The sequence below is a fragment of the Brevibacterium permense genome (assembly GCF_025506275.1).
GTDB lineage: Bacteria > Actinomycetota > Actinomycetes > Actinomycetales > Brevibacteriaceae > Brevibacterium > Brevibacterium permense_A.
In genome coordinates this window covers 21880-46405 of sequence record NZ_QYCP01000085.1, presented here as the reverse complement: position 1 = coordinate 46405, position 24526 = coordinate 21880, and the positions used below count along the sequence as shown (strand labels likewise).

Genomic DNA, 24526 nt, shown 5'->3' with positions numbered 1-24526 from the left:
CATGCCTGCCACTCTGCCGCTCTTCCTCGACTGCGACCCCGGAATCGACGATGCTATTGCACTGGCCTACCTGTGTTGCCAAGACGACGTCGACGTTGTCGGCATCGCCGCATCCGGAGGCAATGTCGCCGCCGCACAAGTCGTCGAGAACACCCGCGGATGGCTGTCGCTGGCCGGGCGCAGCGACATTCCCGTCCACGCCGGCCACAGTCTTCCGCTGGCACGGCAGGCCCTGCAGATGGATCCGCAGTCATCGGAGACGGGAACGGGCGAAGCCATGGAATATGCCGACCTCACCCATGGCGAGACCGGGCGGGGATATGCGCGGCTGCCGACCCCGAGCGGGCCGGTGAGCTCGGTAACAGCTGCTCAGGCCTGGGTCGATGCTGCCCACGCCCATCCCGGACAGCTCCTCGGTGTCGTCATCGGTCCAGCCACGAATCTTGCCCTGGCTCTCGAGATCGACCCGGATCTGCCGAGTCTGTTCAATCGTCTCTTCATCATGGGTGGAGCGTTCAACTACCGGGGTAACACCCACCCGACGACGGAATGGAACGTCACCTTCGACCCCGAGTCCACCGCCCAGGTGCTCGCCGCTTTCGACCGCACCAATCAGGAGGAGAGACTGGCCCACCTCCCGGTCATCGCCCCGATCGAAGCGACCGAAGCCGTTGAGATGACACCCGAGCGTCTCGCCGACATCCTCGACGGAGCCTCTGCCAATCGTGCCGATGAGTGCTGGCGATCTGTCCTCGCACAACTGGCCGAGGCGCTCCGTTTCTACTTCGAATTCCACGAATCCGATGGACTCGGCTACCTTGCCCACATCCACGACCCGTTCGTTCTCGCCTGTGCCCTGTCCTGGGCGCGACAGCACACCACTGCGTCGACCGGAACCGAGCCCGACGGATCGGACTCCGACGCCCGGGAGGCGTCCGCCCCGGTACCCGTGAGGGGAATTGCGGGGGACCTGCCATGGGCGTCGACGCTGTGGGCACCTGTCGATGTCGAACTCACGGGTACACTCACACGAGGCGAAACCGTCGCCGATTGGCTGGGGCGGTGGGGCCGGCCCGTGAATGCAGAGATCATCCGCGCCATCGACGCTCCTGCCTTCCTCGACCACCTCAGCACTATCCTGATGAAAGGACCACCCGCATGACCGCACACTCCAGACAGTCTGGGCAGGGGCCGACCACTACGGTCGGTCCCGGACAAAACCGCAACAGCACTCTTCCCCTCGTCCTCACACTGCTCGGCGCCCTCATCGTCATCGGCACCTACGTCGCCGTACTCCTCACCCAGCCTGCCAACCTCGGCCTCGACCTCGGATACACCACTCTGTGGGTCATGCTCGGCTATCTCGGCGGAGGCATTCTGCTCGCCGCAGGCACTCTCCCGCTCATTCCTCGCAGCGTTCTCGCGCTCATCCCGGTCGCCATCGCCTTCAACGTCGTCATCGGGCAGATCATCGGCAACTACACACCCGTGCCCCTCTACCTCGACTCCATCGGAACCGTGCTCATCGGCGTCCTGGCGGGCCCCGCAGCAGGTGCCTTCACGGGAATCATCTCGAACCTCATCTGGGGCGTGACCCTGAGCCCCAGCGTCATCGCCTTCAGCTCCGGTGCCGCCTTCATCGGCGCCGCCGCCGGCTGGGCAGCAAGGCTCGGAGTCTTCCGCACACCCTGGACCGCGATCATCGTCGGCGCCGTCGCCGGTGTTCCCGCCGGCGCCATCGGAGCACCCGTCGCCGCCTATGTCTTCGGCGGCGGGCTGGGGGCCGGCACCGGGGGAGTCGTCGCGATCCTCCAAGCGGTAGGACTCGAGATGTTCAACGCCACCTTCGCTCAGAGCATGGTCTCCGACATCGTCGACAAGGCGCTCATCTTCGTCCTCGCCTATGTCGTGATCCAGTCGCTGCCCAAACGCATCATCGGTCGCTACGAGTTCGCCGCCCATAGCCGGCCCCGGACGAAGAAGACCGACGGCCCTGATCTAAACAATCAGGCCGAATCGGCACAGCCGGCGGAATGAGTCCCGCCTCTTCCGACACGCACACCGCTGTTGACGCGGCTGAGTCTCACCGCCCGAAGCGTCGTCTGCACCCTGCCACAGAATTGATCATCCTGGCCTGCAGCCTGCTGCTCGTCTTCGGAATCCCCTCGCCGATCGTGCCGGTCATCATCCTGACCGGCACGGTCGTGACCGTGACACTCTCACACGTCGTGCGACTGCGGGCATGGGTGATGACAGTAGGTCTCCTGTGCCTACCGACTCTGGTTGTGCTCATCGTCGTGCAGGGGCTGTTCTACCCCGGAACCGATGTGCATGTGCTCTGGCAGGTCGGACCCGCTCGCCTCAGCGTCGAAGGACTGAGCATCGCCGTCCAGATCTGGCTGCGGGTGAGCGCCTTGATCGGGCTGTGCGCGCTGTTCGGTCCGGGTGCCGACTCCGCCCGCCTCTTCGACGGTCTGCGTCGACTTCGGCTGCCCTCGGCAGTCGCCTATATGTGCGCCTCTGCCATCGGTCTCATCCCAATGATCGGCGCACGCACCCGACATATCATCGAAGCCAGACAGGCCCGCGGCTGGGCCACCGACTCCTGGCGGGTGCGCATCCGACTGCTGCCGGGAATCGTTACAGGACTCGTCACCGCGATCCTGCTGACCGTCGACCAACGTCACGACGTACTCGAATCCAGCGGACTCAATTCGAACGCGACCGCGACTGCGCTCCAGGATCACACGGACGAGACAGGGCAGAGCCTCCTGCGGATCCTTACTCCGCTCGTGACCATCGGACTCATCGTCGCCTCGGTGACGGGAGTCCTCCCGCTGCCGGGCGCCGCGCAGCTGATCGGCGGTGCCTGAGATGACCGTTGCGATCACGGACGCGTGGTTCACCTATCGTGGAGAGGACACTGCCGCGCTGAGCGGAATCACTCTCGACGTTGTCAGCGGCACCATGACCGCAGTGCTCGGACCGCTAAGATCGGGAACGTCGACTCTCTGCCGCCTGTTGGCCGGACAGCTCGTCTCCCGCGGAGCCCTGACCGGCACCATCGACCGGAATGGAACCGTGGCGCTGCTCGGCGAAGACCCGGAAGCGCAACTGAGCGGAATGACCAGCCACGTCGGTGACGAGACACAACTGGCCTGCCGACTGCACGGGCATGATCCGGCCGATGCCCTCCGCCGAGCCCGGAACCTACTCGAGGTCCTCGGCATCGGAGACCTATGGAACCGACGGTTGGACTCACTCTCCGGAGGGCAGAGGCAACTGGTCGCGGTGGCACGGATCCTCGCACCCGGGCCCGACCTGCTCGTTCTCGACCAACCAGCACAGTCCTTGGATCCGCAGATGCGTGTGCGCCTGGCAACAGTGCTGCAGGAATTCTGTGATCGGGGAGGGGCTGTGCTGATCACCGGTCATCAGACTGACGAACTGACCCGGATCTGCGAAGAGGTCCGCTTCCTCGACGCCGGTCGGCTGCAGACGGCGACTCCCAGGGGTCGAGCCGTCGGGATCTGGGACAGCCGCCCGAACGATGATGCGACCCTCTCGACGATGCCGAAGCCACAGGCAGATCCGCTGCTCACCGTTCGCGACCTCACCGTGGATCGGGGGAGCAGCCGAATCCTCGACGACCTCGACTTCGATCTGCGGCCCGGCGAACTCACCTCAGTCACCGGTGCCAACGGGGCCGGCAAGTCCACGCTACTGCGGGCCCTCCTCGGCCTGCTCGACCGGACGGCGTCCGTGACGGGCACGATCACGGTCAGCCGCCTCGGCGAGATGATCCGATTGGACACCCTGCCCGCCCACTCGCGCAGTGCTCACCTCGGATGGGTGGGACAGGATCCGGGACTGCAGCTCTCCGCCGCCACAGTGGCACGCGAACTGCTCCACGCCGCGCCGCTGCCGCCGCATCGACGGCGAGACCGAGCTAAAGTCCGCGACCAGCGCCGGGCCGACGTCGACACCGTCCTCGCCGAAGCGCACCTGACCGAGGTCGCCGACGACCATCCCTTCGACCTCGACTTGCCGCGACGCAAAGACATCGTCATCGCCTCGGCGCTGATGACCGAGGCGACGGTGCTGCTGCTCGACGAACCGACGATCGGGCGGGATCTCGCAGCGATGACCCGGCTGAACGCGATCATCGAGTCGTTCCTCAACCGTGGAGGTGCTGTCCTGGCGACCACACACGACCAGCGCTGGGCGAACGAGTTCGCGCACCGCAGACTGCGGCTTATCGACGGCCGAGCCCGGTCATGATGGAATGGTGAACAGAAGCTCGAGAGGTGACAGGAGCGATCATGATGCGCGGACCCGTGAGCATGTTCGTGGCCTGGGTCCTGCACGACGCGGAGGAAGCTCTGACCTTTCCCGCCACAGCCGACCACCTGGCCGAGGTCTCCGGAATCGAGGCCCTGAGAATGAGCACGCGCCAAAGTGCGGCAGCGATCGGGCTCGTCGGAGCGGTTGTGGCAGCGGCGGGTGTCCGGGGGATGCAGACCCGAGGGACGTCCGCACTCTATCGATCCACGGTCGCCGGCCTCGAAGCCCACGTGTTCACTCACCTGCTGTCGACGGCAGTCCTGCGACGATATACCGCCGGAGTGATCACCACCGTGCCGATCATGTGGCCCGGGGCCGTACTGGCGCGACGAGAGCTCGCGGAGCTGGGGCACCCGCTGACCGGCACCGACTGGAAGCGCGGCATCGCCCTGATGGGTGCGGTGGCGGTGGCTGCTCAGCTCACGGTGCGCATTGACTGGCCGAACGCGGTCAGTAGTCGAAGGAGTCGTCGCCGGCGGCCACGGGGCTGCGCAGCCTCTGCAGGTGCAGATGCCGGATGAGGCGGATGACCGGGCGAATGAGCATCTCGACACTGCCGATGACGAACAGCCATGTTCCGGTGGTCATGAGTGCGTCGGAGAAGAACATGAAGCTGCCGATGAGGAACCACGCACCGATGAGCACATCATTGGCGATGCTGATGACTTGGTAGCGCTGGCGGATGACGAGTTCTTCCCGTCCGATCCGCAGATGAATATCCCGGCTGCTCTCTGACAATGGTCTGTCCTCTCCTTCTGGTTCTCTTCCACCGCGAGCCTACTGGCACAACCCGGTCGAGGTCACAGGTCGGATCGGTCTCTCGTGTCAGTGGCTGCGTCTACCGTAAGGTCATGGATCAGAACTCGAACCCATTCGATACCCGCGCTGCAGACAGCTCCCGCGACGCCGAGGAGTTCGCCCATCGGCCGCCGATGCCATGGGATCAGATGCTTGCCGTCATCCGCCAGTTCCCGCAGCTGTCCGCCGTGGAGGCGGCCCGCACCGCGTCGCAGATGCCGGGGGTCGCGGCCGATGCTCTCAGCCCTCTGCAGGCGGCGGGCACACCGCCCACCTGGGATGGGCTGCACACAGTCATCAACACACTGCACCGGATGCATCTGCTACCCGCTCAGCTTCCGCAGACACGCAGTCCCACGGCGATGCTCACCCATCTCCTCACCGAACTCGCCCTGAGCGTCTCAGGTCACCGCAGTCCACCGCACGATTTCGCATCAGCGTCGAAGATGCAGAATACCGTGCCTGCTCAGGTGCGTTTCGAAACCGAATGCATCACCTGGCTCATCGCCGGACGGCTCGGGGTCAGGGCCGGCGCGACAGGATCGCTCAAGGGCTACCTCAAACACGGCGAACTCATTCCCGAGTTCTCCAGGGACCGTGTGCTGCAGACAGTCGACACCATCGAAGACCTCTTCGGCGGTGCGCTCGCCTTCGGAACCACAATCCGAGAAGTGAAACCCAGCCTGTTCGAACTGGAAGTCGGTCTGGCTGTCTGAACCCTGGCAAATCGTGTGCAGCCCTGGTGTCCGGACAATCACAGGAGAAGAATGGCAGACATGTCCACCTCACCGCAGCGCTGGAGCATTGCCACCGTCTACCCCGATATGTGGGTCGATCCTGACGACGATCCCCGGAACACCGAAGGCCACAGTCCCGACGGAGAACGTGCGACTCTACTCGACTACCTTCGCGACTACCGATTGACTCTCGATCTGAAATGTCAGGGGCTCACTCCTAAGCAGATGAGGCTGCTCTCCGTTCCGCCGTCGACGATGTCGCTGCTGGGGCTGGTCCGACACATGACCGAAGTGGAACGCGACTGGAGGAACTGGATCACCGACGGCGAACCCGAACCCCCGATCTACGGGAGCCTGGACGCCGCATTCGATCTCAGCGATATTCCGTCCCAGCCCGACGACGCGGTCCTCACTGACTCCTTCGCCAAACTCGAACAGGAGCAGACCGCCACCGACGCCGAAGTCAGCAGACACGAGGATCTCGGCGCACACATCGGCCGGGAAGACATTGCGGTGCGAGAGTTCCTCGTCCACCGCATCGAAGAATATGCCCGTCACTGTGGTCACGCCGATCTGCTGCGTGAATGCATCGACGGCAGAACCGGACAATAGGGAGTCACCGACAATGAGCCGAACAGTCCAGGTCACCGTCGACTGCCACGATCCCGTCAAGCTTGCCCGCTTCTGGGCCGAAGCGCTCGGTTACATCATTCCGGGCCCTCCAGGGGTACGACTCGGTGATGATCAGGACCCTTTCGCTGCTTGGAAGGAGTTCATCGCGAACCTCGGAATCGAGCTCGGTTCCGAGAATATGCGTGCCGCTATCGAGGACCCTGACCAAGTCGGTCCGCGAGTCTTCTTCCAGACAGTGCCAGAGCCCAAAACGGTGAAGAACCGCCTGCACCTCGACGTCCGAGCCGCGCCCGGACTCGACGGCGATGAACGGATGGCCGCGCTCGAAGCCGAAAGCCTCCGACTGACAGAGCTCGGAGGAACCCGACTTCGCCGAGTCGACCCCGACCCGCCGTTGGAACAGGGATTCATCGTCATGGCCGACCCCGAAGACAACGAATTCTGCCTTGACTGACCATTCGCATCGGGAGTGCTGATCAGATGAGATTGTTCTCAGAAACCTCTGGTCAGACGTGTTCGCTTGTTAACGTGAGCATCATGAAGTCGAATCGCAAGGCAATGAGCACAGTGGCAGGACTTGCAGCACTCTCACTCGGCCTGGCCGGGTGCAGCGGAAGTGATTCCGCCACCGATGACGCGCAGAACTCGCCCGCGGCAAGCGAAACGTCGCAGGCCGGCACCGCCGAAGGAGACGATCAGAGCGAGGGCGCCGACGACAGTAAGGAAAGCGGAAGCGAATCGACCAAGGAATCGGCGGGGAAAGGTCTGCCCACTGATGCCGACCTGAGCAAGGAATCGCCGACCATCAGCGCCGAAGACGCGATCAGAACAGGCGAAGAGAAAGTCGGGAACGGAATCGTTCACGGTATCGAACTCGATTGGGACGACAAGGACCAAGCGTGGCAGTACGAGGTGTCCATCCTCGATGGAAACACCGATCATGATGTCGAGATCGACGCCGAGACCGGAAAGATCGTCAAACACGAGCAGGACTCGACCAACGACAAAGAGAAGGCCATCGACCTCAACGATCCGATGACCTTCGACGAAGCCCTCAAACTGGCTCAGAAGAACGCCGACGGAAAACTCGTGAGCTGGAAGCTCGAATTCGACGACAACATGAGGGAATATCAGTTCGACTTCGATCAAGACGGTGAAGAGACGGAAGTCACCGTGGACACCGACTCCAAACGAGTCAGCGTCGATGACTGACTCCGGTCGTCTCACGGTCATCGCCGGGCCCATGTTCTCCGGAAAATCGGAAGAGCTCATGCGCAGGGTCAGGCGAGCCACGATCGCCGGAGTCGATGTCCTCGTCGTGTCACACTCACTCGACACCCGTTCGGATATCTCCACGATCACCTCGCACACCGGGGTGAATATCCCCGCAGTGCCGCTCGGCGACAGCGCGTCTCTCGCCGAGGCGGCCCGGCAGAAGGACCATGACCTCATCGCCATCGATGAGGCGCAGTTCTTCGGTGCGGAACTCATCCCTGCGGTCGATGAACTCCTCCGACACGGAATCGATGTCATCGTCGAAGGGCTGTGCGTGACCTTCGACGGGCAGCCGTTCGAACCGCTGCCCAGCTTCATGGCCGTCGCCGAAGAAGTGCTCCATCTCACCGCGGTGTGCACCGTCTGCGGGAAAGACGCTGTGTTCCACCAACGACTGGAGCAGAAGGACAGCCCGATCGGTTCAGGCCCGGCGAAGAACGCTGAGGCTCCCCAAGAGACTCTAGCCGCGACCGCGATCGACGCCAGTCATATCGGTGGGCTGGACACCTACGTCGCTCGCTGTCGGCAGCACTTCACCGGAGCCGATCGAGGGGCCTAGTCGTCGATGCTGTTCCAGACTTCACGCCAGATCCGCGCGAGATCCGGTATCTGATAATGGGCGTTGAGCCCGCTCGGCTGTGGGACCACGTGCAGGGCCACATCGGCCGGCCACCCCTCGAGCAACGTCGTGTCCTGCCGGCCAAGCTGAGCCTTCGGCAATCGGTAACCGGCGCGGAACGCAGTGATCCCGGCGATCGCCACCGCACGGGGGCGGATTTCGGCAAGTCGTTCGACGAGGTGCGCGGCGCCCTCTCGCAGTTCTTGAGGGGAAAGTTCGTCGGCACGGGCGGTGGCTCGCCCGATGAGATTGGTCAAGCCGATTCCACGGCTGAGCAGCTGCTGTTCATCCGCGGGTTCGAGTCCACGCGAGGCATCGACCTGGTGATCGGTGAGGCCTGCCTGATGCAGCGACGGCCAGAAACGATTCCCGGGACGAGCGAATGGCGCATTCACCGCGGCTGTCCACAATCCTGGGTTGATTCCGACGATGAGCATCTTCAGCCCGGAGGAATCCGTCGGCAGGATGTCATCGATCGCGTTCGGATCATCCGTCGCGAATGCGGCAAGGTCGTCCTTGGACGGTTTGCGGCCGCCCAAGGGGGACGGCCGACGATTGCTGACGAAGTTGTCCTGACTCACATCTTTCACATTACCGTCGTACCATGAGCCACGACCATGTCACCCCACAGACCGGAGAATCCGCACCCTTCCATTTCGACGACCGGTGGATCGTCGAGGCCGGAATCGAATCGGCGTGGGCGGTTCTGGAACGGGTCGATCAGTGGCCGCAGTGGTGGCCGGGCCTGACCGCGGCAGAACGAGTCGGGCCCGGACATGTCGACGACGACGCAGCCGATATCTCTGTGGCTGCCGGCAGCCGGGCTCGTCTTGTGGTCCGCGCCCCGATCGGGTGGTCCTTGCGGTTCTCCATCGAGGTCGACGAAGTCGATGCACCCTATCTCATTCGCTTCCGATCGAACGGCGATCTTCGTGGTGTAGGCCGATGGAGCCTCACCGCCTCCGAGACCGAGACGACCATCGATGCGCTGTGGTGTGTGACGACGAGCAGACCGATCATCAGGGCGATGCGACCGCTGTCCGGACTCATGCACGGTGCAGTGATGAGAGCCGGCGAACGCGGACTCCGTCGGCGACTGTCGGGACTCAACCGCCACTGATCCGAACCGCTCAGGTCACCCGAAACTCGAAAGCGACGCCGCTGGTGACGTCAATTTCGAGTTTCGCGTGGCCTGAGCTCGTTTCGCGCTGCCGGAGGCTTCAATCCTGCCCGGCCCACGCATCGATGCCGCCGGCAAGGGAACGCAGTCGGACTCCGGCCGGTACCGAACCGGACAGCATTTCGATGGCTTCGGCCGATCGGGCCCCGGACTTGCAGTGGATGACGATATCGACTGGTGACCCCGCTCGATAGGAATCACCGATCACCGACTCAAGCGCCTGCCACCCGCCGGCTCGAATGTCGCCTAGGGGCAGATGCATCGATCCGGGAATGGAGGCCAGTTCGCGTTCCCAGTCCTCCCGCACATCGACGACGAGAACATCATCGTGGACGGACCGAAGTTCGGCGACGTCGATCTCATCCGGCGCAGGTTCTGCTGCGCCGGCGTTGGGGTCCACGACGCAGGCGGCAGCCACCTCGGTGAGGTCGGTGACCGGGGGACGGTCGGGATCGGGGGAGAACCGCAGGGTCGTGTACTCCCCGGTCAACGCTTCATAGCGCAGCAGCCGACCGATGAACGGGGCACCGATCCCGCAGATGAGTTTGATCGCCTCGGTCGCCATCGCCGAGCCCACGGTTCCGCACAGCACTCCGAGGACTCCGCCCTCGGCGCAGTTGGGCACCGAATCGGGTTCCGGGATATCCGGGAACAGGTCGCGCAGCATCGGTCCGTGACCGGGAACGAACGTGCTCACCTGACCGGCGAAGCGGAAGATCGTGCCCCACACCAACGGGGTGCCGGTGAGTTCGGCGGCATCATTGGACAGGTACCGAGTGGCGAAGTTGTCCGCCCCGTCAACGACGACGTCGTGTTCAGCGAAGAGACCGAGCGCATTCTCCGGACTCAGCCGTTCCTCGATCGTGCGCACCTCGAGGTTCGGATCGAGCCGGTGCACGGCATCGGCGGCAGAGGCGACCTTCTGTCGGCCCACATCGGCATCCCGGTGGATGATCTGTCGCTGCAGGTTCGATGCTTCCACCGTGTCATCGTCGATGATCGTGATCGAGCCGACCCCGGCGGCCGCGAGGTAGTTGAGGACAGGGGCCCCGAGCCCGCCGGCGCCGTTGACCAGCACCGAGGCGGCCCGCAGACGTCGTTGTCCCTCGAGTCCGAATCCCGGCAGGCTCAGGTGCCGGGAGTAGCGTTCAAGCTCGGTCCGGGACAGAGATTCCACGGGGTCGACGAGAGGAGGCAGCGACGGAGGAGTGGTGGAAACGGTGGTCATTGTGCTGCGACCATTCCGTCGAACGGCGATGATGCCAATGCCAACGGTCGTTTGGGAATCCTCCCGGCTCCGGCCGCCAGTTGCCCGGCTTCGACGGCCAAGGCCATCGCCCGGGCCATGGCGAGAGCATCGTGGGCGCGGGTAACCGCCGAGGCCAGAAGCACAGCGGCGCATCCGAGCTCCATCGCCAGAGCCGCGTCCGAGGCGGTGCCGACACCGGCGTCGAGGATGACGGGCACCTGTGCACGGGAGACGATGGTCTCGATGTTGTGAGGGTTGAGGATTCCCAGTCCGCTGCCGATCGGAGCACCGGCCGGCATCACCACAGCCACACCAGCATCCTCCAGACGCTTCGCCAGGGCCGGATCGTCGTTCGTGTAGGCGAAGACCGTGAACCCGTCGAGGACGAGCTCCTCGGCTGCGGCGAACAGTTCGATGGGATCCGGCAGCAGGGTGTCCTCATCGGCGATGACCTCGAGCTTCACCCAGTTCGTCTCCAGGGCCTCTCGGGCCAGTCGGGCGGTGAGCACGGCGTCTCGGGCCGTATAGCAGCCAGCGGTGTTCGGCAGCACCCGAATACCCAGACGCTGGAGCATTGTGAACACCGAGTCCCGGGACTCGGCGTCGAAACGGCGCATCGCCACAGTGGTCAGCTCGGTTCCCGAAGCCACGAGTGCGTCTTCGAGAATGCTCAGGGAACTTGCCCCTCCCGTGCCCATCACGAGGCGAGACGACATCTCCACATCATCGATCGTCCAGGTCATCTCAACCTCCCTGCACGGCGGTGACGATGTCGACGGTGTGCCCGTCGGCAAGGGTGCAATGGGACCAGGCACCGCGACGGATGACTTCACCGTCGACGGCCAGGGCGATGCCCAAACGTCCGCCGTCGGCCGGTGTCCCATCGGGGTTCAGGTCCCGTCCGGTGACCTCGGCGATGAGGTCGAGCGCCGAGGTGGCACCCGGCAGCTCATGGCGAGCGCCGTTGAGGACGATGGTCGGTGAGTGGTCGTGGTCGGTCATGAGATGCTCCTCATCGGGTAGGCACTGGTGTGGTCTGTGGTGAAGCGGTGTGGGGACACGGACTCGAGCGACCCGTCAGGAGGCCAGTCGGAGGCGACACCCAGGGCGAGCTCGGCGCCGAGCTTGCCGCCGAACGGCGCCAAGAGGATGCCGTGGCGGAAATACCCGGTGCTCACGATGCAGCCGGGATCGATGCGGCCGATCATCGGCAGGTCGTCGGGCGAGCCGGGCCGGGCACGGGTGGTGATATCGGTGATCTCCGCGTCGAGGATGCCCGGGACGAGTCGCTGCCCGTCGGCGAGCAGCCGGTGAATCGCCCCGGCCGGAGTGCCGGAGAGTCCGTCCTCACGCGAACTGGCACCGAGCACGATCTCGCCTTCGGGGCGGGGGACCAAGTAGACGGAGCGACCGTTGACCAGCCCGCGGATGGTACGGCTCAGCAGCGGAGTCGCCTTCGCGGGGGTGCGCAGTCGCAGAACATCACCCCAGACCTCACGCAGAGGAAGCTGCGGGGCACCGAAGATTGCGGACACAGCGCTGCCGGCGCAGATGATCACCTGATCGGCCTCCAACCGGCGGCCATCGCCCAGTGCGACTCCCACAGTCGTATCGCCGTCCTTTATCAGGCCGGCCGCCCGCTGGCGAACGAAGCCTGCTGAGTCAGAGGACAGGACAGTCAGCAATGCGGCAGTGAGCCGACGAGGGTCGATCGAGTGATCGCCGGAGATGTGCACGGCCCCGGCCACGGCAGGCGACAGCGACGGCTCGACCGCGCGGGCGGCGCTGCCGGTGATGAGCTCGGTGTCGAAGCCGGACTGCGATTGTGCTTCGCGCAGCTCCCGCAGGGCCTGCAGATCGGCTCGGTCGCCGGCACACACCAGGGTTCCGACATCAGAGAAGCCCAGTTCCGCCTCGGCGGCGCACGCTACCTCGGCCGCGAACTCCGGATACATCTGCGCCGAGGTCCGCATCAGCGGATACAGGGGAGTCTGCCCCCAGACCACCTCGGCGGCGGGAGCGAGCATCCCTGCGGCGGCATGGCTCGCTCCTTGAGCCGGGGCAGGATCGATGATGGTGACCTCAGCACCGAGGCGGCGCATGTACCAGGCCGTGGAAAGGCCGATGATCCCGGCGCCGACGACAATGACTCTCACAGCTTCTCCCTCCGGCGGCATGATCCGCATCAGGTTTGGCGGTCGGCTCCTACGCCCTCTCAGCCTCGTTGGGAGGCTCCCGCGAACTCCTCTACTCTATGACCATGACCACACAGATGCCACCGCGCACCGCAGCCCGGCAGACGAAGAGAGCCTGGAGAGAGGCCCGACTGGCAGAGGCGAGGCTCTACCTGTGCACCGATGCCAGGACCGCTCAGGGAGACCTCGCCGAGTTCCTCGACGCCGCCTACCGTGGGGGAGTCGACATCATCCAGCTGAGGGACAAGAGCATCGAGGCGCGGGCCGAGATCGCCGCATTGGAGGTCGTCAAGGAGGCCGCCGCCCGACACGGCAAGCTCTTCTCCGTCAATGACCGTGCTGACGTCGCGCTGCTCACCGACGCCGATGTCTTCCACGTCGGTCAGGGAGATCTCATCAGCTCTCATGCCAGGGCTGTGCTCGGCCCGGATGTGATCCTCGGCCGCTCCACCCACTCCCTCGATCAGGCGCTCGCCGCCGAGGCGGATCCGGAGACCGACTATTACTGTGTGGGGCCGGTCTGGGAGACCCCGACGAAGCCCGGCCGCGCCGCTGTGGGGACGGCGCTGCTGACCGCCGTCGCAGCAGGCACGGCCAAACCGTGGTTCGCGATCGGCGGAATATCGCCGGGCCAGAGGTTGGACGCGATCCGGGAGGCGGGCGCGAAGCGAGCTGTCGTCGTGCGTGCGATAACCTCGGCAGAGGATCCCGCTGCGGCCGCACGGGAGCTCAAGGAGGAATTGCGATGACCCACGCAGCTGACAGCGCAACCGCGGAAACCGGTGCGGGCGCAGACTCGTCGATTCTCATCGCCGGGGCAGGCGCCACCGGCGGAGCGTTCGGGACCTACCTGCAGGAGGCCGGACGCGATGTCACGTTCCTTCTCCGGCAGGCTCGGGCCGCGACGGTCCGTGAGGAAGGACTGCGCTTCACCGCGCCCGGTGCTGATAGGACGAATCGGGTCGATGTCATCACCGCCGAGGAGCTCCGATCTGCACCACAGACCTTCGACATCGTCATCATCGCGGTCAAAGCGAACGGCCTCGACTCGGTCATCGACGACATCGGGCCGGCTGTGGGAGAGCAGACGACGATCATCCCGTTCCTCAACGGCATGGCTCAGATCGAGAAGCTGCAGAACAGATACCCCGGTCAGGTTCTCGGTGGGTTCGTCAAAATCGTCGGAACGATGAGAGACGGAGCCGTCGTTCAGCTCACCGACATGGCCGTGATGACCATCGGCGATCTCCACGGTGCAGAAGCGCCCGCGCGAATCGTCGAGGCCCTCGATGTGCCCGGGTTCAAACTCCAGAGCGTCGTCGGGATCATCGACGGGCTGTGGGAGAAGTGGTCGTTCATCGCTGCGGCCGGAGTCGTCACGTGCCTGTTCCGCGCTCCGGTCGGCGCGATCATGGCAGCCGGTGGCCGGCCGCATGTGCATGCCATCGTCGATGAGGTCGAAGCCGTGGCGGCAGCTGCAGGACACCCGGTTTCAGAAGCATCCCGAGCCATTACGCTGAAGATGCTCACCGAGGACGGTTCCGCCTTCACCTCATCCCTCTACCGCGATGTGACGGCAGGGCTGCCGAGCGAAACGGAGCACATCCTCGGCGACCTGTCGATCAAGGCAGAGGAATTGGGAGTGGCGACTCCGCTGCTCGACCTCACACTTGTGCAGCTGCGGGCAGGGGAAGCTCAGAAGCGGCTCTGACTTCGGCAATGCCCGTGCGCAGCATCGCCAGGTACGGCTCCTGCGGCTGAGTGTGTTCGGTGTCGGCCGAACCGTGGGCTGCGGTGAATGTGACCATGGGGACGCCGTCGGCGTCATCGAGGATGAGCAGCGTCTCGTATCCGCCCGGACCCACCGAATGGGAGCTGCCGACCGGCAGATCGAAGACGAGCCGTTCCAGCGGACTGTCGGGCTCCGGTGAACGGTGCATCTCCTGGGCCGCTACATCGGCGAACTGTTCGGCCGTGATGAGGTAGGCCTTGGCCGGCGTCGGACCGGATACGGAATGATCGTAGAAGGCCATGCCTCCGCCCCAGACCTTCGATTCGCCGGCGAAGTAGATCGTCCCGGGCAGTTCGATCCCGGCCTCGGCCCGGGGAAGCGTGCTGTCTCTGGCGCCCGGATAGGTCACCTTCGCACCGGGCGGGCGCCCGCCCTGCAGGTAGCAGGCGAGCCGATCGCGAGCCATGTTCGATCCGTAGCTGACGTACCACACATGTGTTTGTGACATCTCCTCCATCATGACATTTCGGCCGCGGAGATCGTCGAATCGCCGGCTGCTGCGTGTGAGTCGGCGCGGTCGCCCCCGCAGCAGCCGGCGCACGAGTTCGGCGCTGCCGGTGACGGCCAGGGCGATGCCGATGCCGACGGCGACTCCGAGCAGCGGCCGGTCCTCGAATATCGTGCCCCCGATGAGTCCGATCACCGTCGAATAGAGTGCCCAGGCCAGACTTCCGATCCCATCCCAGAGCAGGAACATTCGGAGCGGAATCCCGAGCAGGCCGGAGCCGATCGTCGCCAGGCTGCGGCCCCCGGGAACGAACCGACCGGCGATGAGCACACTCCCGCCTCGGCGAGAGAAGCCCGTGCGGGCGGAGTCGAGGAGCTCCGCAATTCGAGTCCACCGCCTCAACCGACCCATTCCGGAGCTGGCGAAGCGGCCGACGAGGTGAGCCGCCAGATCGCCGAGGAGGGCCCCGCCTGCCGCGGCGAGGACGAGGCCCGCCGGGTGAGGCTGCCCCGTCGCGGCGAAGGTCGCGGCTGTGATGAGCAGGGTCTCCGACGGCACGATCGGAACCAGCGAGTCCAGAGCCGCGGCCACGGCGATGAGCAGGTACACCCACGGAGAGGTGAGTGTGGCGGTGAGCAGCTCGAGTGCGAGATCCATACTCATCCACGCTAGGCACCGGTCGGCAGGGGCGGTACGCGGTCGGACTCACAGTCGGGGCGGTCGACCGTCGGGAGCCATTGCGGAAAACCGGAATCCGAGTCTGCGGACGAACCCCTGTGAGTCGGCGATCGGCATTGCTACGATCGATTCATGCCCTGGCCGAGCGCGCTGTCCACCCGCCTTCCTCTCGAAGCACGGATGTTCGCCGCGCGGTGGGTGCGGTCCGTCCTGGCCGTGGTGTGGGGCGGTCTGCTGTGTCTGCCGCTCCTCCTCGCTTCCGTACCCCCACCCTCGTCGCGGGTGGCCGCGAAGGTGCGAGGCTGGGAGCTCGCCCGACATTCTCGCGGCTTCGGGCTCGTCCTCGCCATGGCACCGACGGACCGTCGGTTCCTGCTCGGCAACGGCCTCGTCGCAGGAATCGCCATCATCCCCACCGCGAACCTCCTCGGCGGATTCTTCGTCGTGACACTCGGCTCGATCGTCCAAGGCTTCTTCCTCGGAGGCGCCGTCAACATCGGATTCGACATGTGGTCGATCTCCCAACCCACGCTCTTCGTCGGTGTCCTCTACGGGGCGGCGAACCTCATCGGGGCTGTCGCCCTGGCCGAGGCCGCAAGCTGGGCGCACGGCCGCATCGATGCCCATTTCGTCGAGGTGGAGCGTCCCTTCGCCGTCTACACCCGCATCAGTGAGCTGCTGACCACCCGCAGCGGAGTCGTTCTCGCCATCGACGAGGAACGACGTCGGATCGAACGTGACCTGCACGATGGCGTGCAGCAGAACGTCGTCTCCCTGTCCGTGCTCATCGCCCGGGCCAGGCGTGCCTCTGACCCCGCGAAGGCCGAGGCCCTGCTCGATGATGCGCTGGTCCAATCACAGGATCTCATCGACGAGATGCGGGAAGTCGCGTGGCGGGTCTATCCCACGGCTCTGGATGAGCATGGGCTTCGGCCCGTACTCGAGAGGATCGCCGATCGCAGTCCCGTACCGCTGACCTTGGAGACCGTTCCGGACCGCAGATTTCCGCCTGCCGTCGAATCCGCCGCCTATTTCGTCGTCCGTGAGGCCGTGACCAACGTCGTCAAGCACGCCGAGGCGGACGCGATCACGGTGGGCATCGTCGCCGAGTCCCGGACGGCACTGACCGTGACGATCTCCGATGACGGCGTCGGCGGAGCCGATCCCGGTGGGGGAGGACTCCAGGGGCTCGCGCGGCGGGTGGGGGCACTCGACGGCAGTATCGATGTTGACTCCGTTGACGGTGCAGGCACCACAGTGAGCGCCCGGATCCCACTAGGAACCGGAACACAGTTCGGCAGTATGAAGAAGGAGAAGAGGCAGAAGTGACCACGACAGAGGTGCAGGCTGAGGACGAGATGCGCGTCGTCCTCGCCGATGACGCGGTGCTGCTGCGTGAGGGCGTCCGCAGTCTGCTCGAAGACGAAGGGATCAGCGTCGTCGCGTCCGTCGGTGACGGAGGGGATCTGCTGCGGGCGGTCGCCGAGCTGCGACCGAACCTGGCGATCGTGGACGTGCGGATGCCGCCGACCCATACCACCGAGGGGCTCGAGGCGGCGTTGGCGATCAAACGACGTTTCCCGGAGATCGGAGTGCTTGTGCTCAGCCAATACGTGCTGCGCGAGTACGCGACAGAGCTGCTGAGCACCGAGTCCGTGGGCGTCGGCTATCTGCTGAAGAACAGGGTCACTGACATCGACCGGTTCCTCGAGTCGGTCCATCGCATTGCCGAGGGTGGAACGGTCATCGACCCCGACGTCGTCCGGCAGCTGCTCACCACCTCGGAGAGGCGGAATACGCTGTCGACCCTGACCTCACGGGAAAGCGAAGTCCTCGAAGCGATGGCGGAGGGGCTGTCGAACCGAGGCATCGGCGAACGGCTCTTCGTCTCAGTCAGCTCCGTCGAAAAAGCGATCAGCTCCATCTTCGATAAGCTCGGCCTCCAGGCAGGAGAGACCACGAGCCGTCGCGTTGCGGCCGTGCTCGCCTATCTCAACCGCGAACGAGGAGAGAAATGAAACGTCGACTGCCCGATCTCAGAGAACTCGCGCCCTTGCTGCAGTTCGACCTGCCGCGCCTCGATCGGATCGCAGCCAGATTGGAGTCGGCCGCAGACATCTGGGATCTCCGCCGCATCGCCGAGCGGGTGACGCCGACCGCTCCATTCGACTATGTCGACGGTGCCGCTCTGGACGAACGGACGTTGGCGAAGAACCGTGAGGCTCTCGGCAATGTCGAGCTCCTTCCCCGCATCCTCCACGGAGTCGATGCACCGGATACGTCGACGACGATCGCCGGTGCCCGAACTCGGCTGCCCTTCGGTATCGCTCCGACCGGTTACACCCGCATGATGCATTCCGCAGGTGAGGTCGCCGGAGTGCGTGCCGCGGCGAAGGCCGGAATCCCTTTCTCGCTGTCGACGATGGGCACCACCTCGGTCGAAGACGTCGCACAGGCGGCACCGGACTCCACCCGGTGGTTTCAGCTCTACTTGTGGAAGGACCGGCAGCGCAGCCTCGACCTGATCCAGCGGGCCGCCGCCAGCGGATACGAGACCCTGTTGGTCACCGTCGATACCCCGATCACCGGTCAGCGTCTGCGCGATCACCGCAACGGTCTGACGATCCCGCCGCGATTGACGCTGGGAACCATCCTCGATGCCTCCTATCGTCCCGGCTGGTGGTTCAACTTCCTCACCACCGAACCACCGAAGTACGCATCGCTGTCGAACACTTCCCAATCCTTGGCGGAGATGACGACGACGATGTTCGACCCGACTCTCGACCTCGAGGACCTGCGGTGGATCCGCGAACAGTGGAACGGACGACTGTTCGTCAAGGGCATCCTCACCGCCGACGATGCCCAACGCGCCCGATCGGTCGGAGCCGATGGACTCGTCGTCTCCAACCACGGCGGTCGTCAGCTCGATCGGGCGCCGGACTCGCTGACCTCGCTGGCCGAAGTCCGTGCGGAGGTCGGACCGGAGATGGAGCTGATCTTCGACTCCGGGATCATGTCCGGCACCGATGTGGTCGCCGCGCTGTGCGCCGGAGCGGACTTCGTGCTCATCGGCCGGGCATACCTGTACGGGCTCATGGCCGGCGGCCAGAGGGGCGTGGAGAGAGCGATCGCCCTCATCCAACAGGAGGTCCTCACCGCCATGGGCCTGATGGGCGCCCGGAGCATCTCCGACCTGGGCCCCGACCTCGTCCGCGGGCTGCCGCAGGCACCGGCTTATGACCGGGGGCTGCCGGCCGACTATGGGTGAGCCCGTCTCAGGCACTCAGCAGACGCGCGAGCAGCCTGAATTGATGGGCCGAAATCTCCTCTGGGTCGACGTCTGCGGTGTCGCTGCCCGTCAGCGTCAGCGCCCTTTCGTCGAAGGTGCGCAGCAGTGAGAACACCGCCAGGGTCTGGAGGTCGAGCGGACATTCGAGGTCGATCGCCTCGGACTCACGTCCGGCGATGAGCACGGCACGCACCCATGCCTCGACTCGTTCGGCGAGCGCCCGGACTGCGGGACTGTCAGAGTTCGCATAGACGATGTGCCACAGGAGCGTGAGCTCTGGGCTGTCCGGCCATGTTCGCGCGATGTCGTCCCAGACCGAGCGCGCATGGTCCCAGAACCCGGCTGTGAACGTGCCCGGAGCGGGCGGGGTCCAGAACCGGCGAGCGGCCGCAGCGAGATCGGCGACGACGAGGGCGAGAAGATCGTTCTTCGAATCGACGACATGATAGAGCGAGCTCTTGCTCATCCCGCAGGTGGAGATGATGCGATTGAGTGACGCCTCTTCGAACGTTCGCGAAGCGAATTCTCGAGCGGCGGCATCGATGAGCGCGGCGCGCTTATCGGGGCGCATACGCGCCAAGGCAGTCTCGGACACGACGTCAGTGTAGCAATGACCGACGCATCTCTGGACCAGGCGGTCCATGTGGTGATAACGTTTGTGGACCAGCCAGTCCACATCGGGGTATTCCAAGCGCCTCGGCACGACGAAGGAGTCTGCACGTGATCACGGCAGCCACGGTCGACGATCAGCTGAAGGACGTGAGCCCGGAAGAACCGCGCATCCTCATCGTCGGCGCGGGGATCGCCGGAATCACCCTCGCTCAGATCCTTCGGGGCCGCGGGGTACATCCGGTCCTCATCGACCGCTCAGCCGATTCCGGCCGGATGATCGGTGACAACAGTGCTGGATACATGCTCGCCCTCATGCCCATGGTCGATCCCATCATCGACGAACTCGGGTGCCGACAGGCTTACCTCGAAGCCAGCGTCGGCATCGATCGATACATCGCCCATGCGCGCACCGGCAGAGTCCTCAGACAGGACTACCTCGGTGATCTGCTGGCCGACTACGGCGACTATCGCGGAATCTCCCGCTCAGCACTGCTCGACGTGCTCACCGGCCGCGACTGTTCGATCGCCTTCGGTACGACTGTGGCCAGGCTGAACGGTGCCGCAGTCACTCTGGCCAGGGACGGCAGCAGCGGACGGGAACAGGCCGGCGGCACTGAGGCAGAGTTCGAATTCGATGCCGTCGTCATCGCCGACGGAATGAATTCTCGCACCCGCCGGCTCGTGACCGGAGTACTCGCCGTGACCGGCTCCGCCACGGCCGACTCCTCCGCAACCGACTCCTCCGCAACCGACTCCTCCGCAACCGACTCCGGCACGACCTCGCCGGTGTCGGCAGTGGACACGGCCTGGGGCGGCTGGGTCTGCTGGGCCGAAGCGGATGACGATGAGGGTGCCGGAGATGAGATCTGGGGCGACGGGTTCTTCCTCGGCATGTATCCGGTCAGGGGCGCCATCGGCGTCTTTCTCGGCTGTCCCGACGCCCGGCAGCCGCTCGGCCCCCGGCGATTCGCCGCCGAGGTCCGCAGCCGCCTTGCGGTGCTGACTCCCAGGATCGACGCCTGTCTCACCGCGGTCGAAGAGGCCGAAGCGCCGTTCTTCTGGCCGTTGAGAGATTCGCGGGCGCTTCGCTGGAGTCATGGTCGCGCGGTTCTGCTCGGCGATGCCGCCGCCGGGTTCCTTCCCACCGCCGGAATCGGCGCCGGAATGGCGATGGAATCGGCCAGTGTGCTCGCCGACGAGCTGTCCGCCCTGACGACTGGGCCAGGTGCAGTCTCAAGCGGGGGTGGTCCAGTCGGACCCTCAAGTGCTGGCGATCCAGCCGCAACTTCATCACTGGTCGCAGCGCTCGAACGCTTTGAGGCTCGCCAGCGGCCGCGAGTCGAGGCCGCTCATGACAACTCGCGGTCTCTGGCGCGACTGATGTTCGGCCGGTCCCGACTCTTCGCCTGCGCCCGCGACCAGGCGTTCCGCCTCATCAGCATCCGCACCGCGCTCAAACCGATACTGCAGCTGCTCGAATCTCCGCCGAAGAGGATGTGACCCTCCTCCCACCCTGCATCTTCGTCGGCCGCGGGCGCCCCCGTTGTGGTAGGAATGGCCAGGGTCCTCGTGCGCGGACCTGCCGAACCACGAACGAGGATGACAATGGGAATGCCAGCCGCCTCGGCGAACGAAGAACGCCGACTCCGACGGGGACTTAAGTCCCGCCACCTGCAGATGATCGCCATCGGCGGTGCCATCGGCACCGGGCTCTTCCTCGGCTCCGGCGGCACGATCTCACAAGCCGGCCCCGGAGGTGCCCTGCTGGCCTATGCCGCGATCGGCATCATGGTCCTCTTCGTCATGCAGTCGCTCGGCGAGATGTCGACCCACCTGCCCGTCGCCGGATCGTTCCACACCTACGGAACCAAATACGTCAGTCCCTCGTTCGGCTTCGCCATGGGCTGGAACTACTGGTTCAACTGGGCGATCACATTGGCCGCCGAACTCGTCGCCGCCGGCGTCATCATGTCCTTCTGGTTCCCCGACGTGCCGTCGTGGATCTGGGCGGCGGTCTTCCTCATCCTGCTGGCCGGGCTGAACTTCCTGTCGGCGAAGGCCTTCGGCGAAGGTGAATTCTGGTTCGCCGCCATCAAGGTCACGGCCGTGCTGGCGTTCCTCGTCCTCGGTGTGCTAATGATCGCCGGCATCCTCGGCGGAACCTCACCCGGGGTGAGCAACTGGACGACGGGCGAGGCTCCGTTCGTCGGCGGATGGATGTCCGTCATCAGCGTCTTCATGATCGCCGGGTTCTCGTTCCAGGGCACCGAGCTCGTCGGCGTCACCGCGGGGGAATCGGAGAATCCGCGCAAGGATATGCCGCGCGCCATCCGCACCGTGTTCTGGCGCATCATGCTCTTCTACATCGGCGCCATCGCCGTCATCGGCTTCCTCCTGCCCTATACCGACCCCTCCCTGCTGGCCTCGGCGAACAATGAGGACATCACGGCCTCACCGTTCACCCTCGTCTTCGAACGCGCCGGAATCGCCGTGGCCGCCGGCATGATGAATGCCGTCATCCTCACCGCCATCCTCTCCGCCGGCAACTCCGGCCTCTACGCCTCCACCCGCATGCTCTACGCCATGGCGAAAGAGGGAACCGCGCCGAGGCTGTTCGCCCGACTCAACGAACGCGGAGTCCCAGTCATGGCGCTGCTGGCCACCGCCATGATCGGACTGTTCGGATTCCTCACCGAGATCATGGGCGACGGCGGCGCCTACACCTGGCTGATGAACGTCTCGGGTCTCTCCGGCTTCATCGTCTGGGTCGGCATCGCCTGGTGCCACTTCCGGTTCCGCCGCGCCTATGTGCGGCAGGGGCACGCCGTTGCGGACCTGCCGTACCGAGCTCCGCTTTTCCCGATCGGCCCGATCATCGCGCTCATCATGCTCCTCGTCGTCATCATCGGCCAGAACGTGCAGGCCATCGTCAATGGGCAGCTGCTTCAGGTCGCCAGCGCGTATGCCGGGCTTCCGGCGTTCCTGCTCCTGTGGGTCATCCACCGCATAGTCACCGGCCGACGCTCACGCATGGTCGCCCTCGATGACATGGACGTCGAAGGCCTGGAGATCAAGTCTCCCTGATCCGATCGTTGTGCCCTAGCCGAGGCGGTCCTGCGGTGGGGACCGCACCACTCGAAAAATGGGTTAAGCTAGCCTCGCCTAACTCACCAAGAAGGATTCCATGCGCCGTATTCTCGCCCCAGTGATCGCCTCTGTTCTCGTCCTCGCCGGCTGCGGCGGAGGAGCAGATTCAGCCGACGAGGCCACGGGGCCCACCGTCGACACGAAGTTCGGCGCCGTCGAGGTGCCCGCCGATCCGCAGAAGGTCGTGGCGCTGGGATGGGGCGATGCCGAGACCGCACTGGCGCTCGGAGTCCAGCCCGTCGGTGCTTCCGACTGGGTCGAGTTCGGCGGCAAGGGCGTCGGGCCGTGGGCCGAAGACCTCTACGACGAAGCCCCGGAGATCATAGAGACGATGGAACCCGACTACGAGGCCATCGCCGCCCTCGAACCCGATGTCATCCTCGATACGAACAGCTCCGGAGAGAAGGAGCGCTACGACCGCCTCTCCGAGATCGCTCCCACGGTCGGAGTGCCAGAAGGCGGTGACAACTACCTGACGACGATGGACCAGCAGGTCGACCTCGTCTCCCAGGCGCTCGGCAAGGAAGAGGACGGGAAGAAGCTGCTCTACGACCTCGACAAGACCTACGCCGATGCGCGCGAAGCCCATCCGGAGTTCAAGGACAAGTCCGTGACCGTGGCAGCGAAGACCTCCGAGGGCTGGGGTGCCTACGTCGAGGACTCAGGTCGCGTGCAGGTCATGGAGCAGCTCGGCTTCAAGCAGTCCGAGACGATTGCCGGAATGAAGGCGGACGGCTTCTCCGCGCCGATCTCCGAGGAGAACCTCGATCAGCTCGACGCGGACCTGCTCCTGACGTTCCCGATCTACATCGAGGACAAGGATGTCACCGAGGATACTGCCTACAAGCGCATTCCAGCCGTCAAGGACGGGCACGACCTCGTTCTGACCAACGACAAAGACGACATCCGCAAGGCATTCTCACTCAACTCGATCCTCTCGGCCAAGTACACCGCGGAGGAGCTCCCGGGACTCATCGCCGACAAGGTGAAATAACCGACTGACGAGCGTTGCTGCACGCCCCTGCGCAGAACTCACACAGCGGCACGCCACGCATCCAGGCCGAGGTCGATGATGCGGGCGTGCCGCACATTCTGAAGCGAATCGATCGGCAGCCATTCCGCCCGATCCGTCGTCCCATCGACTTCGAGCGTGCCCAAGGTTCCTCCGGTGATCCGCGCCTCGTAGACGACCCGTACGCCTTTGAAAGGACGATCCGTCGAATCACTGAAGACCGGGTTGCGACGTGCCTCGGTGAAGGAGTGCGTCGTCAGTGGGCGGACCAGTTCCGCGTCGAAGCCGGTCTCCTCCTTGATCTCCCGGAGCGTGCCCGCTTCGATGCTCTCGTCGAACTCGATTCCTCCGCCGGGCAGGGTCCAGATCGCGTGCAGTCGGTCCTTTCCGCCGTTGAACCAGCTGAGGAGGATTTCGTCGTCGTCATTGACGATGACCGCATAACCGGCAAGTCGGGTGTCATATTCGGAGAAGTGCATGACCTCACCCTACCCGCGTCAGCGGTGACGCCGGGGGAG

General features: G+C 65.0%; 28 protein-coding genes and 1 riboswitch. Of the genes, 19 read left to right on the top strand and 9 right to left on the bottom strand.

The window, feature by feature from the left end; genetic code table 11:
• Position 1: 1 nt before the first annotated feature.
• From D3I60_RS08525 to D3I60_RS08505, 5 genes are read left to right on the top strand one after another with little or no spacing between them, the layout of a single operon-like run.
• A complete protein-coding gene (locus tag D3I60_RS08525) occupies positions 2–1162 on the top strand; it encodes a nucleoside hydrolase (protein ID WP_262775706.1) in 1161 nt (386 codons plus the stop codon).
• Complete coding sequence (locus D3I60_RS08520) at positions 1159–2037, top strand: histidine kinase (protein ID WP_262775705.1); 879 nt, start codon at positions 1159–1161, stop codon at positions 2035–2037. Before D3I60_RS08525 ends, D3I60_RS08520 begins: the two co-directional genes overlap by 4 nt.
• Positions 2034–2873, top strand: coding sequence for an energy-coupling factor transporter transmembrane component T family protein (locus D3I60_RS08515; protein WP_262775704.1), 840 nt, complete (start codon positions 2034–2036; stop codon positions 2871–2873). Before D3I60_RS08520 ends, D3I60_RS08515 begins: the two co-directional genes overlap by 4 nt.
• Position 2874: 1 nt before the next feature.
• Positions 2875–4281, top strand: a complete 1407-nt coding sequence (locus tag D3I60_RS08510; protein WP_262775703.1) for an ATP-binding cassette domain-containing protein — start codon at positions 2875–2877, stop codon at positions 4279–4281.
• 41 nt (positions 4282–4322) lie between these two features.
• Positions 4323–4865 carry an HXXEE domain-containing protein gene (locus D3I60_RS08505; protein ID WP_262775702.1) on the top strand — a complete coding sequence of 181 codons (543 nt, stop codon included), beginning with the start codon at positions 4323–4325 and terminating at the stop codon, positions 4863–4865.
• Here the strand turns inward: D3I60_RS08505 and D3I60_RS08500 are convergent.
• Positions 4795–5082 (bottom strand): YrhK family protein, encoded by a 288-nt coding sequence (locus D3I60_RS08500; protein ID WP_262775701.1) that lies wholly within the window; start codon positions 5080–5082, stop codon positions 4795–4797. The two genes, D3I60_RS08505 and D3I60_RS08500, sit on opposite strands and share 71 nt — an antisense overlap.
• A gap of 113 nt (positions 5083–5195) precedes the next feature.
• Between D3I60_RS08500 and D3I60_RS08495 the strand changes: the two genes are divergently transcribed.
• The 5 genes from D3I60_RS08495 (at position 5196) to D3I60_RS08475 (ending at position 8346) form a co-directional block, all read left to right on the top strand.
• Positions 5196–5858, top strand: coding sequence for a hypothetical protein (locus D3I60_RS08495; RefSeq protein WP_262775700.1), 663 nt, complete (start codon positions 5196–5198; stop codon positions 5856–5858).
• 51 nt (positions 5859–5909) lie between these two features.
• A complete protein-coding gene (locus D3I60_RS08490) occupies positions 5910–6491 on the top strand; it encodes a DinB family protein (RefSeq protein ID WP_262775699.1) in 582 nt (193 codons plus the stop codon).
• Positions 6492–6504: 13 nt separating this feature from the next.
• The gene (locus tag D3I60_RS08485) at positions 6505–6966 is read left to right on the top strand and encodes a VOC family protein (RefSeq protein WP_262775698.1); all 462 of its coding nucleotides are present in this window, start codon (positions 6505–6507) and stop codon (positions 6964–6966) included.
• A gap of 104 nt (positions 6967–7070) precedes the next feature.
• Positions 7071–7724: a PepSY domain-containing protein gene (locus D3I60_RS08480; protein WP_262775697.1), complete on the top strand. Its 654-nt coding sequence runs from the start codon at positions 7071–7073 to the stop codon at positions 7722–7724.
• Positions 7717–8346, top strand: coding sequence for a thymidine kinase (locus D3I60_RS08475; protein ID WP_262775696.1), 630 nt, complete (start codon positions 7717–7719; stop codon positions 8344–8346). Before D3I60_RS08480 ends, D3I60_RS08475 begins: the two co-directional genes overlap by 8 nt.
• Here the strand turns inward: D3I60_RS08475 and D3I60_RS08470 are convergent.
• Positions 8343–8987, bottom strand: coding sequence for a mismatch-specific DNA-glycosylase (locus tag D3I60_RS08470; RefSeq protein ID WP_262775695.1), 645 nt, complete (start codon positions 8985–8987; stop codon positions 8343–8345). The two genes, D3I60_RS08475 and D3I60_RS08470, sit on opposite strands and share 4 nt — an antisense overlap.
• 23 nt (positions 8988–9010) lie before the next feature.
• Between D3I60_RS08470 and D3I60_RS08465 the strand changes: the two genes are divergently transcribed.
• Positions 9011–9526 carry an SRPBCC family protein gene (locus D3I60_RS08465; protein ID WP_262775694.1) on the top strand — a complete coding sequence of 172 codons (516 nt, stop codon included), beginning with the start codon at positions 9011–9013 and terminating at the stop codon, positions 9524–9526.
• 100 nt (positions 9527–9626) lie between these two features.
• Here the strand turns inward: D3I60_RS08465 and moeB are convergent, their stop codons facing one another.
• The 4 genes from moeB to thiO all read right to left on the bottom strand — a co-directional run bounded on the left by moeB (position 9627) and on the right by thiO (position 12991).
• The gene (gene moeB, locus D3I60_RS08460) at positions 9627–10814 is read right to left on the bottom strand and encodes a molybdopterin-synthase adenylyltransferase MoeB (RefSeq protein WP_262775693.1); all 1188 of its coding nucleotides are present in this window, start codon (positions 10812–10814) and stop codon (positions 9627–9629) included.
• On the bottom strand, positions 10811–11578 hold the full coding sequence (locus D3I60_RS08455) for a thiazole synthase (RefSeq protein WP_262775692.1): 768 nt from the start codon (positions 11576–11578) through the stop codon (positions 10811–10813). Before D3I60_RS08455 ends, moeB begins: the two co-directional genes overlap by 4 nt.
• Before the next feature lies 1 nt (position 11579).
• Positions 11580–11837 (bottom strand): sulfur carrier protein ThiS, encoded by a 258-nt coding sequence (gene thiS, locus D3I60_RS08450; RefSeq protein ID WP_262775691.1) that lies wholly within the window; start codon positions 11835–11837, stop codon positions 11580–11582.
• On the bottom strand, positions 11834–12991 hold the full coding sequence (gene thiO / locus D3I60_RS08445) for a glycine oxidase ThiO (RefSeq protein WP_262775690.1): 1158 nt from the start codon (positions 12989–12991) through the stop codon (positions 11834–11836). Before thiO ends, thiS begins: the two co-directional genes overlap by 4 nt.
• Positions 12981–13084, bottom strand: a riboswitch (TPP riboswitch). It overlaps the preceding gene by 11 nt.
• Before the next feature lie 11 nt (positions 13085–13095).
• Between thiO and thiE the strand changes: the two genes are divergently transcribed.
• Positions 13096–13779, top strand: coding sequence for a thiamine phosphate synthase (thiE, locus tag D3I60_RS08440; RefSeq protein WP_262775689.1), 684 nt, complete (start codon positions 13096–13098; stop codon positions 13777–13779).
• Positions 13776–14741: a ketopantoate reductase family protein gene (locus D3I60_RS08435; RefSeq protein ID WP_262775688.1), complete on the top strand. Its 966-nt coding sequence runs from the start codon at positions 13776–13778 to the stop codon at positions 14739–14741. The genes thiE and D3I60_RS08435 overlap by 4 nt, the downstream gene beginning before the upstream one ends.
• Here the strand turns inward: D3I60_RS08435 and D3I60_RS08430 are convergent.
• Complete coding sequence (locus D3I60_RS08430) at positions 14695–15927, bottom strand: DedA family protein (RefSeq protein ID WP_262775687.1); 1233 nt, start codon at positions 15925–15927, stop codon at positions 14695–14697. The genes D3I60_RS08435 and D3I60_RS08430 overlap by 47 nt on opposite strands.
• 153 nt (positions 15928–16080) lie before the next feature.
• Between D3I60_RS08430 and D3I60_RS08425 the strand changes: the two genes are divergently transcribed.
• The 3 genes from D3I60_RS08425 to D3I60_RS08415 are packed head-to-tail and all read left to right on the top strand — an operon-like array spanning position 16081 to position 19216.
• On the top strand, positions 16081–17277 hold the full coding sequence (locus D3I60_RS08425) for a sensor histidine kinase (RefSeq protein ID WP_262775686.1): 1197 nt from the start codon (positions 16081–16083) through the stop codon (positions 17275–17277).
• Positions 17274–17966 (top strand): response regulator transcription factor, encoded by a 693-nt coding sequence (locus D3I60_RS08420; protein WP_440588567.1) that lies wholly within the window; start codon positions 17274–17276, stop codon positions 17964–17966. The genes D3I60_RS08425 and D3I60_RS08420 overlap by 4 nt, the downstream gene beginning before the upstream one ends.
• Positions 17963–19216: an alpha-hydroxy acid oxidase gene (locus D3I60_RS08415; RefSeq protein ID WP_262775685.1), complete on the top strand. Its 1254-nt coding sequence runs from the start codon at positions 17963–17965 to the stop codon at positions 19214–19216. The genes D3I60_RS08420 and D3I60_RS08415 overlap by 4 nt, the downstream gene beginning before the upstream one ends.
• 7 nt (positions 19217–19223) lie before the next feature.
• Here the strand turns inward: D3I60_RS08415 and D3I60_RS08410 are convergent, their stop codons facing one another.
• Positions 19224–19832 carry a TetR/AcrR family transcriptional regulator gene (locus D3I60_RS08410; protein ID WP_262775684.1) on the bottom strand — a complete coding sequence of 203 codons (609 nt, stop codon included), beginning with the start codon at positions 19830–19832 and terminating at the stop codon, positions 19224–19226.
• A 125-nt stretch (positions 19833–19957) separates the two neighbouring features.
• Between D3I60_RS08410 and D3I60_RS08405 the strand changes: the two genes are divergently transcribed.
• The 3 genes from D3I60_RS08405 to D3I60_RS08395 all read left to right on the top strand — a co-directional run bounded on the left by D3I60_RS08405 (position 19958) and on the right by D3I60_RS08395 (position 23990).
• The gene (locus D3I60_RS08405; RefSeq protein ID WP_262775683.1) at positions 19958–21349 is read left to right on the top strand and encodes an FAD-dependent oxidoreductase; all 1392 of its coding nucleotides are present in this window, start codon (positions 19958–19960) and stop codon (positions 21347–21349) included.
• A gap of 105 nt (positions 21350–21454) precedes the next feature.
• A complete protein-coding gene (locus D3I60_RS08400) occupies positions 21455–22933 on the top strand; it encodes an amino acid permease (protein WP_276584483.1) in 1479 nt (492 codons plus the stop codon).
• A gap of 100 nt (positions 22934–23033) precedes the next feature.
• The gene (locus D3I60_RS08395; protein ID WP_262775682.1) at positions 23034–23990 is read left to right on the top strand and encodes an iron-siderophore ABC transporter substrate-binding protein; all 957 of its coding nucleotides are present in this window, start codon (positions 23034–23036) and stop codon (positions 23988–23990) included.
• A 38-nt stretch (positions 23991–24028) separates the two neighbouring features.
• Here D3I60_RS08395 and D3I60_RS08390 read toward each other — a convergent pair whose 3' ends face one another.
• A complete protein-coding gene (locus tag D3I60_RS08390) occupies positions 24029–24487 on the bottom strand; it encodes an NUDIX hydrolase (RefSeq protein ID WP_262775681.1) in 459 nt (152 codons plus the stop codon).
• Positions 24488–24526: the final 39 nt, after the last annotated feature.

Bases quoted from the DNA above. Each gene is read 5' to 3' on its own strand.
- D3I60_RS08525 (WP_262775706.1), top strand. From the start codon at position 2: ATGCCTGCCACTCTGCCGCTCTTCCTCGACTGCGACCCCGGAATCGAC.
- D3I60_RS08520 (WP_262775705.1), top strand. From the start codon at position 1,159: ATGACCGCACACTCCAGACAGTCTGGGCAGGGGCCGACCACTACGGTC.
- D3I60_RS08515 (WP_262775704.1), top strand. From the start codon at position 2,034: ATGAGTCCCGCCTCTTCCGACACGCACACCGCTGTTGACGCGGCTGAG.
- D3I60_RS08510 (WP_262775703.1), top strand. From the start codon at position 2,875: ATGACCGTTGCGATCACGGACGCGTGGTTCACCTATCGTGGAGAGGAC.
- D3I60_RS08505 (WP_262775702.1), top strand. From the start codon at position 4,323: ATGATGCGCGGACCCGTGAGCATGTTCGTGGCCTGGGTCCTGCACGAC.
- D3I60_RS08495 (WP_262775700.1), top strand. From the start codon at position 5,196: ATGGATCAGAACTCGAACCCATTCGATACCCGCGCTGCAGACAGCTCC.
- D3I60_RS08490 (WP_262775699.1), top strand. From the start codon at position 5,910: ATGGCAGACATGTCCACCTCACCGCAGCGCTGGAGCATTGCCACCGTC.
- D3I60_RS08485 (WP_262775698.1), top strand. From the start codon at position 6,505: ATGAGCCGAACAGTCCAGGTCACCGTCGACTGCCACGATCCCGTCAAG.
- D3I60_RS08480 (WP_262775697.1), top strand. From the start codon at position 7,071: ATGAGCACAGTGGCAGGACTTGCAGCACTCTCACTCGGCCTGGCCGGG.
- D3I60_RS08475 (WP_262775696.1), top strand. From the start codon at position 7,717: ATGACTGACTCCGGTCGTCTCACGGTCATCGCCGGGCCCATGTTCTCC.
- D3I60_RS08465 (WP_262775694.1), top strand. From the start codon at position 9,011: ATGAGCCACGACCATGTCACCCCACAGACCGGAGAATCCGCACCCTTC.
- moeB (WP_262775693.1), bottom strand. From the start codon at position 10,814: ATGACCACCGTTTCCACCACTCCTCCGTCGCTGCCTCCTCTCGTCGAC.
- D3I60_RS08455 (WP_262775692.1), bottom strand. From the start codon at position 11,578: ATGACCTGGACGATCGATGATGTGGAGATGTCGTCTCGCCTCGTGATG.
- thiS (WP_262775691.1), bottom strand. From the start codon at position 11,837: ATGACCGACCACGACCACTCACCGACCATCGTCCTCAACGGCGCTCGC.
- thiE (WP_262775689.1), top strand. From the start codon at position 13,096: ATGACCACACAGATGCCACCGCGCACCGCAGCCCGGCAGACGAAGAGA.
- D3I60_RS08435 (WP_262775688.1), top strand. From the start codon at position 13,776: ATGACCCACGCAGCTGACAGCGCAACCGCGGAAACCGGTGCGGGCGCA.
- D3I60_RS08430 (WP_262775687.1), bottom strand. From the start codon at position 15,927: ATGGATCTCGCACTCGAGCTGCTCACCGCCACACTCACCTCTCCGTGG.
- D3I60_RS08425 (WP_262775686.1), top strand. From the start codon at position 16,081: ATGCCCTGGCCGAGCGCGCTGTCCACCCGCCTTCCTCTCGAAGCACGG.
- D3I60_RS08415 (WP_262775685.1), top strand. From the start codon at position 17,963: ATGAAACGTCGACTGCCCGATCTCAGAGAACTCGCGCCCTTGCTGCAG.
- D3I60_RS08400 (WP_276584483.1), top strand. From the start codon at position 21,455: ATGGGAATGCCAGCCGCCTCGGCGAACGAAGAACGCCGACTCCGACGG.
- D3I60_RS08395 (WP_262775682.1), top strand. From the start codon at position 23,034: ATGCGCCGTATTCTCGCCCCAGTGATCGCCTCTGTTCTCGTCCTCGCC.
- D3I60_RS08390 (WP_262775681.1), bottom strand. From the start codon at position 24,487: ATGCACTTCTCCGAATATGACACCCGACTTGCCGGTTATGCGGTCATC.